Source organism: Ralstonia mannitolilytica, assembly GCF_000954135.1.
GTDB classification, from domain to species: domain Bacteria; phylum Pseudomonadota; class Gammaproteobacteria; order Burkholderiales; family Burkholderiaceae; genus Ralstonia; species Ralstonia mannitolilytica.
Genome location: NZ_CP010800.1, coordinates 1,181,881 through 1,194,841, shown reverse-complemented (window position 1 = coordinate 1,194,841; position 12,961 = coordinate 1,181,881). Strand labels below are relative to the sequence as shown.

The 12,961-nt window shown below is 66.6% G+C and carries 11 protein-coding genes; 4 read left to right on the top strand and 7 right to left on the bottom strand.

Translation table 11 applies throughout. The features are described 5' to 3' along the window. Position 1 precedes the first annotated feature (1 nt). The 7 genes from TK49_RS21890 to TK49_RS21860 form a co-directional block, all read right to left on the bottom strand. Positions 2–1,366: a type II and III secretion system protein family protein gene (locus TK49_RS21890; protein ID WP_045220026.1), complete on the bottom strand. Its 1,365-nt coding sequence runs from the start codon at positions 1,364–1,366 to the stop codon at positions 2–4. Beyond that, positions 1,359–2,282, bottom strand: a complete 924-nt coding sequence (cpaB, locus tag TK49_RS21885) for a Flp pilus assembly protein CpaB (protein ID WP_045220023.1) — start codon at positions 2,280–2,282, stop codon at positions 1,359–1,361. The genes TK49_RS21890 and cpaB overlap by 8 nt, the downstream gene beginning before the upstream one ends. A 49-nt stretch (positions 2,283–2,331) precedes the next feature. Beyond that, complete coding sequence (locus tag TK49_RS21880) at positions 2,332–2,826, bottom strand: TadE/TadG family type IV pilus assembly protein (RefSeq protein WP_045220021.1); 495 nt, start codon at positions 2,824–2,826, stop codon at positions 2,332–2,334. Positions 2,827–2,924: 98 nt separating this feature from the next. Continuing rightward, on the bottom strand, positions 2,925–3,362 hold the full coding sequence (locus TK49_RS21875) for an A24 family peptidase (RefSeq protein ID WP_240480084.1): 438 nt from the start codon (positions 3,360–3,362) through the stop codon (positions 2,925–2,927). A 97-nt stretch (positions 3,363–3,459) separates the two neighbouring features. Then, positions 3,460–3,636, bottom strand: coding sequence for a Flp family type IVb pilin (locus TK49_RS21870; protein WP_045220016.1), 177 nt, complete (start codon positions 3,634–3,636; stop codon positions 3,460–3,462). Positions 3,637–3,691: 55 nt separating this feature from the next. Next, entirely contained in the window at positions 3,692–3,874 is a 183-nt protein-coding gene (locus TK49_RS21865; protein ID WP_045220014.1) for a Flp family type IVb pilin, read from the bottom strand. A gap of 359 nt (positions 3,875–4,233) precedes the next feature. Beyond that, a complete protein-coding gene (locus TK49_RS21860; RefSeq protein WP_045220012.1) occupies positions 4,234–5,361 on the bottom strand; it encodes a collagen-like triple helix repeat-containing protein in 1,128 nt (375 codons plus the stop codon). A gap of 443 nt (positions 5,362–5,804) precedes the next feature. On the opposite strand from TK49_RS21860, the gene TK49_RS21855 reads away from it, so the two are divergent. From TK49_RS21855 to TK49_RS21840, 4 genes are all read left to right on the top strand, one after another. After that, a complete protein-coding gene (locus TK49_RS21855) occupies positions 5,805–7,163 on the top strand; it encodes a collagen-like triple helix repeat-containing protein (protein ID WP_045220009.1) in 1,359 nt (452 codons plus the stop codon). A gap of 263 nt (positions 7,164–7,426) precedes the next feature. Next, positions 7,427–9,100 carry a ShlB/FhaC/HecB family hemolysin secretion/activation protein gene (locus TK49_RS21850; RefSeq protein WP_045220006.1) on the top strand — a complete coding sequence of 558 codons (1,674 nt, stop codon included), beginning with the start codon at positions 7,427–7,429 and terminating at the stop codon, positions 9,098–9,100. Between the two features lie 142 nt (positions 9,101–9,242). Next, positions 9,243–10,496, top strand: coding sequence for a helix-turn-helix transcriptional regulator (locus tag TK49_RS21845; protein WP_045220005.1), 1,254 nt, complete (start codon positions 9,243–9,245; stop codon positions 10,494–10,496). A gap of 253 nt (positions 10,497–10,749) precedes the next feature. Beyond that, the gene (locus TK49_RS21840; protein ID WP_045220003.1) at positions 10,750–12,831 is read left to right on the top strand and encodes a putative bifunctional diguanylate cyclase/phosphodiesterase; all 2,082 of its coding nucleotides are present in this window, start codon (positions 10,750–10,752) and stop codon (positions 12,829–12,831) included. Positions 12,832–12,961: the final 130 nt, after the last annotated feature.

Genomic DNA, 12,961 nt, shown 5'->3' with positions numbered 1-12,961 from the left:
TTTACCGCGAGAAACCCGGCATGGTGGCCGGATCGGCAATGCCGAGCGCAAACGGCCGCCACACCGGCGCGCCCGCGCCGTCGCGGTCCTGCCCGTTGGACTGGCCCGGCAGCATCTTGTCGATGGGCGCATTGCGGGCCATCGGCTTGACGAGGTGCGGCGTGACGACGATCACCAGCTCGCGCTCCTCCTGGTTGTAGTTCAGGCGCTTGAAGAAGGTGCCGATGACGGGCAGATCGCCCAGGAACGGCACCTTGTCGAGGTTCGACAGCGTCGAGCGGCTCACCAGCCCGCCGATGACGAAGCTCTCGCCGTCGCCCAGCTCGACCACGGTGTCGGCGCGCCGCGTGACGATGGCCGGCACGGTGGCGCCATTGAGCGTGATGCCGCGGCTGAAGTCGAGGTCGCTCGCCTCCGGGGCGACTTTGAGGGCGATGCGATTTTCCGACAGGATGGTCGGCGACACCGTGAGCCCGATGCCGAACGGCTTGTATTCGATGGTGGTGGTGCCGAGCGCCTGCGGCACCGGGATCGGGATCTCGCCGCCGGCCAGGAAGTTCGCGCTCTGCCCCGACAGTGCCACCAGGCTCGGTTCGGCCAGCACGCGCGCCATGCCGTTGGACTCGAGCAGGCTCAGGTCCGTAAAGATGCCCTTGCTTCCCCACGACAGGAGCAGGTTGAACGCCGAACTGATCGGCATGGTCGATTCGGTCGACAGGCCGTTGGCGTCGACGGTGTACTTGGTCAGCGAAGACGGCGCAAACGTGCGGAAATCGAACCCGCCGCGCTTGCGGCCAAAGGTGAAGCCCGCCTCCTTGAGCACCGTCTTGCTGAACTCGACCACGCGCACGTCGACCTGCACCGTCCCCGGAATGCCCAGAGACGTGGTGTCGACCACATTGCCGCCCTTGGCCTTTTCCGCGCCCGTGGCCGCGGCACCGGCGCGGTGGGCCCGGGCGAGCCCATACACGTCTTTCGGCTGGCCCGACACGACAGCCGTATTGCCCTGCACGCTGACGCTCGGGTCGCCCGCCACGGGCTCCGCGGCATCCACCTGCACGTTGTACGTGATGGCGGCCCCGCCCTGCGCCCAGACCATCACGCTGGCGGCGCCGGGCTTCTTGGCGACGATGAGCAGGCTGCTTGCGGCACCTCGCCCCTTGAGCAGCAGGGCGTCGGCAATGTCCGGATTGCCGATCGCAATGCGCTCGAGCGGCTTGCCGAGGCGGATCTCGCGCTGGCTGCCGGCCAGCAGATGCAACGTCTGCCCGGCGGGCGCCGTTTCGGCAAATGCGGTCGATGCCAGCACCGCGCAGCCCAACACAACCGCGCCCATCCAACCGCGAACCACGACGGCTTCAGTCATGTTGCTCCTCACGTTTTCCTGCGCGGATGATCTCGACACCGCCTGTGCTGGTGCGCACGGTGGCGCTGCGCACCGCGGCCGCGAGCGGCAGCGCCGGCATGGGCGCGGCGGCCAGGCGGCGCGGCTCGCCGGTCAGGTTGCTGATCGATACGCCGGTCTGTGCGACGTCCATCGGGTTGCGGTTGGCGGCCGCCAGCACCGCTGCATCCTGCGGCTTGACGGTGGGCTCGGCATCATCGGCGGGATTGCGCAGCGCCAGCAGCAGCCGGCCGGACTGATGCGCCATCGCGAGCTGGCTGACGGCCTCCACCGGCACGGACAGCACGGCCGTCTTGGCGGGTTCCACCTTGCGCGACATCGCGCCGCCGTCCTGCACTTTCTGCGGGGGCTCGTTGACTGCCACCGCGCCGAAGGCCAGCACGCGCAGATGCGGCAACAGCAGCTTGGCGCGGCTGCCGTCGATCTCCTGGCCGTCGCGGCGCATGACGAGGAAGACATCGACGTAGTCGCCCGGCTCCACGCGGTTGCCCACGCCGATCACCTCATCCACCGTGATGGCCACCGCGCGCTGCCCGGGTGTGACCTGCAGCGCCAGCCCCGACGACAGTTGCGAGCCGATCAACGGCACGCCCATGCCCAGCGCGACGATCGGTTCGCGGCCGATCACCTTGCCCACGTCGGAGAACCCGTCCGCCGGATTGATGGGCAGCATCTCCACGGCCACGGCATTGGCGGCAATGGGCTTGCCGGCCTCGAGCGGCTTGGTGGTCACGACCACCGGGTACAGCGTCTTGCCGTTCTCGCGCACGCTGACGGGCGCAGGCGGCTTGTGTGCACTGCGCCAGGCCACGGCACCCAGGACGGCGGCCAGCACCAAGAGCGCGGCGGCGAAGATCTGGAGATGTTTGCTGGTCATCGGAGCGGTCTGTCGATACGGTCGAGGGGAGCGGTGGGGGCCATGGCGCCTACGTATTCGGAACGAGCTGCACCACGGCCGAACCCGTGAGCGCATCGGGCACCGGCAGCAGCGGAATGGCGGGCAGCAGCGGGCTGGCGCCGGTCGTCACCGGCAGCGTGAGCACCACGTTCAGGCATTGCATGCTCGCCATGGTCGGACACGTGACCAGCGGCGTGGCGCTCTGGTTGGTCTTGACCTGCGCGCTGATGAAGGACGGCAGCGCGGCATTGGCAGCGGTATAGGCCGCGGCCACGCGCTGGGGGTTCGAAGGCTGATAGCGCAGCGCGGCGCGGGCTCCTTCTTCTGCGGCGAGCGTCAGCACCTGCTGCATGGCAAAGATGAGCCCGTAGTACGTGATGCCCAGCATCAGCGTGAGCAACAACGGAAGCACCACGGCAAATTCGATGGAGACTGCGCCAGTGCGGTCTCTTCGGCAATGCGGGCGACGCCCGCCGCCCCGGCGCGCCCGCTCGCGCGCCTGTTCCCGTTGCTTGATCGGCATGGCCGATTCCCCTCTATGCGATGGCCGCTTTCGCGCGACTCTTGGTGAATCCTGTCTGTACTTTTTGGGGCGCCTCCCGCGCCGCCTTCCCGCGGTGTTCAGCGATACGTCCACCACGGCAGGCATAACAATCCGACGGCCATGTACGCCGCATACGGGATGCCGCGCCGGCCGGCCTGCGCGCCGTCCCAGCGCGCCAGAGGCGGGCACGCCCGCATGAGCAGCCACGCAGCCGGGCTCGCCGCATCGACCCGGCGCGCCATGAGGATCAGCAGCGCGTGCAACCCGGCAAGCACGCTGCCGACCACCCACACCGGCAGCAGCCCATGCCAGCCGCACATCAGCCCGGCCACCGCGAAGAACTTGACATCCCCCGCGCCCATCCAGCGCATGGCATACAGCGGCAGATAGACCGCGAAACCGATGGCTCCGCCCAGCAGCGCGTCCCGCCAATCCACGGCCAGCGCACGCACCGGCCCCAGCCCGATCAGCGCAGCCGCCAGCGCCAGGCCCGCAAGCACGAGCCAGTTCGGCACCCGACGGGCGCGCAGATCAAACCAGATGGCAAAAGCCGAGAAGATTGCGACGGCGGCCCAGCCTGCGGTGTTCGCAAGCTGAGTCCCAACCATCGGATCAGGACGTCGGGGCGACCAGCTTGCCCTTGATGTAGTTGAAGACGCTGTTGAGGTTGGTCCCAACGTTGCCGACCGTGGCCACGATGGCTGCAGCGATCAGACCTGCCATCAGGCCATATTCGATGGCCGTGGCACCTTGCTCGTCGCGGATGAACTGAAGAATGGCGTGTTTCATGATCTCTCTCCTGCTGTGCACTCGCCCTGTTGCTACATTCTTGTAGACCGTGGGATCAGCTGCTTGGAACAATCCCGGTGAGCTTGTTGCTGATATAGGTGAGAACGCTGCCCAACTGCGTTCCAACCCCACCAACATTCGCGACGATCGCCGCTGCGATTAAACCAGCCATCAGGCCATATTCGATCGCGGTGGCACCTTCGTCTTCGCGTAAAAAACGCGTGATGATGGCTCTCATTCCCGTACCCCCACTTTCGCCGCACAGGTTCTTCGTTTCGTTCCCGAAATGTCACGCCTGTCACGTAACGTTCCGTAACGCTTTTATAGGCTTGCGAGGGTCCAAACGAAATAACTCAGTTGAGGTACTTGTCACAATTTAGAGTTAACGCTCTATTAAATTGTATTGAAGGCGCGCCAACTCCTTGATACGTAATGGAAATCCCTTAATGCGCCGCAGATTACCCCCATTATATGGGTGGGTTATCCCTGCATTCTGCGGTGGATTGGAACGCTCCCCATACTGTCTTGGGCAAAAAAAAGGATGCGCGAGCGACGGGAACACGCCCGCGCACCTTCAAGAGCACAGACAGGTACTGCTCAGTGCGCCGGGCTGCCTACGCCGCCCAGCAAGTTCGTAACAGGGGCCAGCGGATTGCCGCTGCCCGATGTACCGCCGGCCGCGCTGGTTGCGCCGCTCAGCAGATTGGTAACCGGTGCCAAGGGGTTGCTGCCACCCGAGGCGCCACCCAGCAGGCCGGTGACGGGCGCGAGCGGGTTGGCACCGCGCGATCCGCCGCCAAGCAGCCCCGTGACCGGCGCCAGCGGATTGGTGCCGCCCGATCCGCCTACACCGCCCAGCAGCCCGCCCAGCGGGTTGCTCCCGCCGCCGGAATTGCCCGCGGTGGCCACACCGCCAATCGCCGCCACGGTGGTCCCCACCGACGTGACAACCGGGCCCAGACTCGAGACCACCGGCACGCCCGTCCCGGTGATGGTGTTGCCGGCTCCGGCCACGCCGCCGCCGATCGTGCCCAGCAAGGAGCTGAACGGACCGCCCAGGCCCGTGGCATCGCCGCCGGCCTGCGTGGCGTTGGTGATCTGCGTGGTGACGGGCACGATGGCCGAGCTGACTTGCTGCGTGACCTGCTGCACAGCCCCCGACGACAGCGCGCTGCCCAGCAGCGTGCCGCCACCGATGAGCGCTTGGCCGATCTGCTGCACACCGCCGCCCACCGGCTGGGTGATCGGTGCCAGCGGGGCTCCCGAGCCCTGGCCCAGCCCTTGCACCAGCGACCCGGCGCTGACGGTTGCCTGGCCCAGTTCGGTCACCACGTTGCCCGTGCTGGCGACCGTGGTGCCGACCGGATTGGGGTTCTGGCCCATCTTGCCCACGCCATCACGCAGGCCCTCGCCGAGCGCGGTCACGGCGCCGCCGGTATGCGAAACCGTACCGCCCAGGCCAGCCTTGGCTTGGTCGGAAAGGCCCGGAAGATTGGCGTTCTGCAAGGTCGTGCCCAGCCCGCTGACGGCCTGGCCCGTGGCGATCACGGTGTTGCCCGTGCCGTTGGCGACCTTGCCGACGGGCGTGACGCCCGTCATATCGTTCGGGCTGGGGTTGGGCGAGCTTCCCGAGCCCGAGCCTCCCGAAGAACAAGCCGCCAGCATGAGCGCGGCAACAGCGCAGGCCAGCGGCGCAACGCGGATGGAGTAGCGAATCTGAGTCATGGTCCGTCCCCTTCTTGGAATGATGTTTCTGATGTCTGAGCTCGGTACTGCGCACTGCGGGCCGATTTCTGCAAACACCATGCCAATACGGTGGAGGAGAGCTTCGATTTTCCGGCAATGGCTCTGTTGCGCGCTTTGCGGGCCACACCCTGGCGATTACCCCAATACGGAGTGCCCCCGTTACGGGCCCGAAAATCGTGTTCCGGACGTTACGACGTAACGTGACACGGAACATGTTGGACACGGACATAACCGCCGTTTTTGAATCGCGCCCACCTCATTTCGCTCGATTTCCCGATCAAAGTTGCCAAATACACATAAGCGATTACGGATTGCGTAATAATCGCCGCATGGCACACCGTTTGCAGAGTCCGCCCACCCATCAGCACATTGGGACCATTTTCCAGCCGTAAAAAGCGGATTTTCAAAACGGGAGAACCATCATGAACAAGAACATCAAGAGCCTGGCAGCCACCATGGCAGGTCTGTTGATCCTGGGTGGATGCGCAAGCTCGGGCTCGGGGGATATGAGCGGCGGGCTGGGCGGCGGCGGGTCGAACAACAACGGCAACACGCCGTCGCCTTCGCCGTCGCCTTCGCCGTCCCCCTCTCCGTCGCCGTCGCCTTCGCCATCTCCGTCACCTTCCCCTTCCCCGTCACCCTCGCCGACACCGGCGCCTGCTCCGCTGACGCCGACGGGCAGCGTCCTCAATACGACGGGCGGCATCGTGACGGCAACGGGCGGCGCCGTCAGCGGCGTGGGCACGGCAATCAAGAACGCACCGCTGCCGTCGCAGCTGAGCGGCGTGCAGAGCGGCGTGGGCGGCGTGGTCGAGAACGCCGGCCAGACCGTGTCGGCGCTGGGCAAGGGGGTGCAGGATGGCCTTGGCAGCATCGGACGCAACCCCAACCCGGTGGGCACGACGGTGTCGAGCCTCGGCAATGTGGTCACCGGCGCAGGCAACACCGTCACGGCCACCGGAACGCTCGTCAACAACCTGGGCACCGGTCAGCTGGCACCGCTCGCACCGATCACGACGCCGCTGGCGGGGGTCGTCACGCAGGTCGGCCAGGGCGTGGCGAATGGCGGCAGCACGCTCGGCACGGCGCTGTCGACGGGCCCGGTGGAACAGCTCACGCAGCAGCTCAGCACAGCGATCGTGCCGCTCACTTCGCAGTTGACCAATGGCACGCAGACGCTCGGCGCGGCCACCGGCCTGGGCTCGCCGGCCAACACGCTGCTCGGCACGCTGGGCGGCGCTGTTGCCAACGGCGGCAACACGCTCACGGCAGCCAATGTTCCGGTCGTCAGCAACCTTGGCGGCGTGGTGACGGCGGTGGGCAATACGGTGGGTGCGCTCGGCGGCGTCGTGTACTCGTCCACCTCCACACCGACGAATCCGCTCGCTCCGATCACCGGGCTCCTGGGCGGTCTGGGCGGCGGCACGGGCGGGACGAATCCGCTCGGTGCCATCACCGGCGCGCTCGGCGGTCTGGGCGGCGCGGGTGGCACCGGTGGCACCAGCCCGCTGGCGCCCGTCACCAATGCGTTGGGCGGCCTGACCGGCGGAGCGGGCGGCAACCCGCTCGGCGCTGTCACCGGGGCGCTGGGCGGCCTCGGCGGTGCCACGGGCGGCAGCAATCCCGTCAGCGCGATCACCGCGCCGGTTGGCAACATCGTGACCACGGTCGGCACGGGTGTCACGTCGACAGGTGCCACCACCCCGCTGGCGCCCATCACGAACACCGTGGGCGGCCTGCTGGGTACGGTGGGCGGCCTGCTGGGCGGCGCGCGCCAGTAACCGCTGGAACGGGAGCGGGCCAGCCCCCGTTCTGGTCCGCAGCCATCGCATCTCAAACACCGGTGCCGCGCAATGCGGCATCGTGATTGGCTCGCAGGCACACGCGCCGCGGCACCGGTTCAGCCGCCGACGTTGCGCCGCGTGAACGCCGCCTTGATGTGTCTTGTTGTAAAGCACCATGTCTCGCGGTTATCGTTTGATGCAATGCGCGGCGGTATGCGCTTGCACCATGACAAACGAACACCACCACGGAGAAGACAGGCGTGCGGACCACCACCATGCGGTTGACCCTGGCGACAGGCGTTGTGCTCACGAGTCCGGCACTCACCTGGGCACAGAGCAGCCCCACCCAGGGCAACCCGATCGATACGCTGCCCAAGGTTGATACCTCCCGCCCGCGTGAACAGAAGATCCAGGTGGAGGTTCAGCGCCCCAACCCCGCGCTTGAGAATCTGCTCGCCACGCACCTGACGCCGAGCAAATTTCAGATCGAGGGCGTCAAGACCCTGCCCTTTCCGGAGATTGCCGCGCACTTCGCGCCGCTGGCCGGTCACGATGTCACGGTCGCACAGCTGCTGCAGGCGGCCAACGACGTCACGAAGCTCTACGCCGAGCGCGGCTATCCCCTCTCTTTCGCGTTCGTGCCTGCTCAAACGTTCGAGGGCGGTGTGGTGCGCATCACCGTGGTGGAAGGCTACGTGGCACGCATGCGCATCGAGGGCACACCTGGCCCGCTCGAGGATCGCCTGCGCGAGATCTCGCAACGCATGATGGACGAACGCCCGCTGCGCAAAGAGACGTTCGAGCGTGTGACCGGCGTGCTCGCGCTGCAGCCGGGCGTGCAGATCACCGCCACCGTGCAGCCCCCCACCACCACCGATGGCGCAAGCGAACTCGTGCTCAACGTCAAGCGCCAGCCGTACACGATCGGCACCGGGGTGGAATACCGCAAGCCCGGCGTGCGCGCGGTCATCACCGGCACGCTCAACAGCGTGACGCCGTTGGGCGAGCAGATCACCGTGTCCACATTGCAGCCGCGCGGGCCGGATCATGAAACGTTCTACTCGGCCACCTGGGCGCAGCCGATCGGCACCGATGGCATGCTGGCCAAGCTCACGTGGTCGCACTATCGCGGCACGCCCGAAAACCTGCCGCTTGAGCAGCTCGGCTACCAGTCACGCTACCTGACCGATACGCAGCGTCTCGGCCTGTCGTTGAGCTATCCGGTGCTGCTGTCGAACGCGCGCAGCCTGACGCTCACCGGCACGCTCTACGGCAACGACGACAAGCAGCGCTACACGCCGCAAAGCCCCGTGTTCGCGCAGACCGAGCTGGACGCCAAGGTTCGCGTGGCCGGCGCCGAAGCCCTGTACACAGAGGTGAAGCCGGGGGAGACACGCCGCGCCTCATTGGGGGTGTATCAGGGCATCAACGGCATTGGCGCAGGCAAGTCGGCCAACAACAATGTCGACCTGAGCTTCCTGCGCACCCGCGTGACGGCCAGCGAGGCGCACGATCTGCCGATGGGCTTCGGGGTGGCCGTCTCGGCCGCCGCACAGTACAGCGGCGCCGTGCTGCCCTCGTCCGAGCAGATCAGCTTCGGCGGACGCTTCTTCGGCCTCGCCTATCCTGCCGGCGAAGTGGCCGGAGACCGAGGCTGGGGGGCGTCGGTTGAACTGAACCGCGCGTTCACCGTGTCGATGGACTACCTCAAGACCGTGCAACCGTACGTGCTGTACGACACCGCCAAGGTGTATTCCAATGCGGGCACGCTCATTCACGACCAGCTCGGCTCCATCGCCCTGGGTGTCCGCTTCTCTGACCGCAAGTACTACACGCTCGACCTTGCCGTGGCGCGCCCCGTGGGCGACAAGCCGGTGAACAACAGCTCGCGCGCCCTGCGGTTCAATGCCGCGTACACCTACCAGTTCAACTGAGATCCGACGCGCACGACCGCCGATCGTGAACATGTGCACGATTTTTTTTGAATTGTTTATTTTTTCAGCGCTGAAAGTCGCCCATACTCCCCTCTACTGAGGGGGATACATCACCGCCCGAATTTGGGAGCATCAGAGCGGAATGTTCAGTTTTTCCAACGCGTTGCCGATCACCACAGAAGTCGCGCAAAACGACAAGAACCAATACAGCGACAGCGGCATCAGGCCGCAACACGCCGACAGCAAGGGAGCGCACCCTCAGCCGTCGCAATACGCACCGGGGGCCATCATGCTGCAACGTCTATCGGATGACGCAGAGTTTCATCGACTCGTCGACACCCTCTACGAGGCGGTACTCGAGCCCGCGCAGATGCCGATTGCGCTGGCCCTGCTCTCCGTCTATGCCGGCGCGGAAAGCGCGCACTATTTCGTGTGGGACAAGCATGCCGGCGCGCCGCGCCATGGCGTGTCATCCGGCTGGTGCCAGCAGTGCCCGCATGCCGGCCGCTGCCAGGATTTCTGCCAGGACGCTCGACTGCACGTGAGCGCTGCGACGGAGCCATCCTCCGCGGCGGCTGTCACGCTCATCGATACGCCCGACCTGCAGGTGGTGATGCGCCTGCGCACCCGCGAAGGCGAATCCGAGCTCAGCGCCAGCGAACGCGAAACGCGCCTGCAGCGCGTGCTGCCGCATCTTCAGCGCGCGGCCCGCATGCAGCAGCGCAATCTCGAGCTCAACGAACTTGCCGCGCTTGGCATGGCGGGGCTCGACACGCTCGACTTTGGCGTGATGGTCATCGAGCGCACCATGCGCGTGAAGTACGCGAATGCCTGGGCCCGCACGATGACGGCCGAAGACGACAGGTTGTCGCTCGATGGAGGCATGTTGCGGTCCGAAGACCACATCCATAACACGGCGCTGCGCAACCTGATCGAGCATGCTGCGGGCTCGATCGGCGTGCAGGGCGCGGCAGGCTCGTGGATGTACCTGGCTCGCGATGGGCGGCCGGTGCCGTTCATTGCGACGCCCCTGGCGCCGTCCGACGCACTGCGCTCGGCGTGGGCGTCGCCGCTGGCGCTCGTGCTGGTCGGCAACTCCGAGGCCCGCTCCGTCATGGATGCCGGCGTGCTGGCGTCGCTCTTCGGGCTCACGAACAAGGAGTGCATCGTCGCAGCGCGACTGGCGGCGGGCGAGACGCTGCAGGAGATCGCCGAGCACGAGTTTCTCTCGCTGCATACGGTGCGGGTGCATATCCGCGACATCCTGCGCAAGACGGGCACGCATCGCCAGTCGGAGCTCGTGCGGCTGCTGCACCTGCTGCCGAGCGTCGACCTTGAGCGCGCGGGTGCCGCCACGGTCACCACCGCGCGCCGTCGCGGCCGGCTGAACGCCTGACGCCGATCCGGCAGCGCGAAGCCATTCGCGTATACCCCTGTCACGTTTTCGGCGTTCGTGCCGATGCATGAGAACAGGCGTGGCGTCGCCGTGCCCGCATGATGCGATGCCGTCACGGCGGATTCTCCCGACGCATTCTGTGAATAGCGCGCAACAAACATCTTTCTTCGCGGGCTGAAACGGCACGCGTTTGCGCTATCCTCGCCGCCAAACAAGACCAGGCGTGGATCGGGGCCGCGCCGAACGCGCTCGCATGCATAACGATTTCCATATTGCGCTGCTGCTGTTTGCGTGGGTCAGCACGGGGCTGACCACGTTTGCCGCATTGGACGCTGCGACACGCCTGCCGGGGGGCTCGACGGTCGCGAAACGCCGCAACTGGCGCATAGCCTGTGCGGCCATTCTTGGCATCGGATTGTGGTCCGGGCTGTGGCTTGCCATGCTCGGCCTGCATCGCCAGGTCAGCCTGCCGCTGGCCGCGCCCTTCGCCGCCACGCTGACGACGGCACTGGCCGCCGCGGTGGCCGCATTTTCGATCGTGCTGGCCGACGCTGCGCCGGCCAACGCGCCGCAACCGATGCATCGTCGCAACATCGCCATGGGCACCGTGGCGCTGGCCGCCGGGCTTCTTGTCATCGAGCTGTACCTGACGCGGCCGTGGGCCTATGACACGGCGTCGCTCGTACGCCGCGTGTTCGGCTGGGGCGGCAGCATGATCGTGCTGGGAGCGGGCGTTTGCCTGGCGATGTGCATGGCGTTTCATGTACCGCCGTCGCGGCGGCGGGGGGCAGTGGGGCTGCGCGCGGAGGCGGCGGCCGTACTGGCCACCTCCGCCATGGTGTCGCTGGCGGCGTGGCCTTCGGCGGCCTGGCCCGCAGACGAGTCGATGGCGCATGCCGTGCCGATCATCATGGTCAGCGCCGGCGGCGTACTGCTGGCGCTGGGCCTTCATGCGGCGCTCATCATGCTGGAGACCCGCATCGATTCCGCGCAGGCACATCTTGCGGCCTCGCTTGCACGCGTGGCGAGCCAGTCGCCCACACCGCAACATCACGATGCACTCACGGGCCTGCCCAACCGGCTGTATCTGCGTGACGCGCTGGACGCCGCGATCCTGTCTTCCACCCGGCGCGGGCGGCCGTTCGCGCTGTTCTACCTGGATCTCGACCACTTCGGCCACATCAACGAACAGCACGGCCGCAGCGCCGGCGACCGCGTCCTTCAGATCATCGCAGAGCGCCTGCGCCAGGCCATGCGGGGCGAAGACATCGTCGCACGGCTCGGCGGCGATGAATTCGGCATCCTGGTCGAAGGCCTGGCGCTGCCCGAAGCCGCCGCCACCATCGGCGACAAGCTGCTGTTCCGCCTGCGTGAATCGGTGGAAATCGACGGCCGGCGCGTGCGCGCAACGGCCAGCATCGGCGTGGTGATCCACCCGCACAACGGTGCGACCGCCGATGCGCTGCTCGAGCACGCCGACACTGCCATGTTCGATTGCAAGCAAAGCACCGGCAACGCCTACCGCTTCTACGAGCCGCGGCTGAACACGACGGCCCACCGTGTGCTGCAGATCCAGCGCGCACTGTCCCACGCGGCGCTCAATGGGCAGCTCTCGGTGTACTACCAGCCCAAGTTCGACGCGCGCACGCACGCCATGACAGGCGCTGAAGCCCTGCTGCGCTGGAACCACCCGGAGCTGGGCCCGGTGTCGCCGGCCGAGTTCATTCCGCTGGCCGAACGCACCGGCATGATTGTCGAACTCGGCGACTGGGTGATCGAAGAAGTCTGCCGCCAGATCATGCATTGGGACGCGTCGGGCCTCGCGCCGCAGCGCATCGCCGTGAACCTGTCGCCCACCCAGTTCCAGCAGCCCGACCTGGTGCCGCGGCTGTCGCAGATCCTGCACCGCTACCAGGTCGATGCGCACCGGCTGATGTTCGAGATCACCGAGACCGCAGCCATGCGCGATGCTGGCCAGAGCATTGCGGCGATCCGGCAGATCCAGTCGCTCGGTTTCGAGGTGGCCATCGACGACTTCGGGACCGGATATTCCAGCCTCAGTTACTTGCAGCGCTTTCGCGCGCAGCAGATCAAGATCGACCGTGCCTTCGTCAGCGCGCTCGACGAAAACCCGTCCGAGGCGGCGGCCATCATTCGTGCCATTTGCGCGATGGCCCATTCTCTCGACATGACCGTCGTCGCCGAAGGCGTGGAAACCGACGCACAGATGCAGGCGCTGGTGAAACTGCAATGCGACCAGGTGCAGGGCTTTTTCCTCGCCCGCCCCTTACCGGCCAAGGAATTCCAGACGCGACTCGCCCCCGAGTACGCGTGAAATCGGACGGCCAAAAAATGCGCCATTTTGATGCATGGACGCATTTTCCCTTTCAGAAGCCTTTCACGCGCGAATGTGGAAAGCACCGGTCCAGCGTTTGATACGCCTGCCCGGGCAATGAAGCCATCGC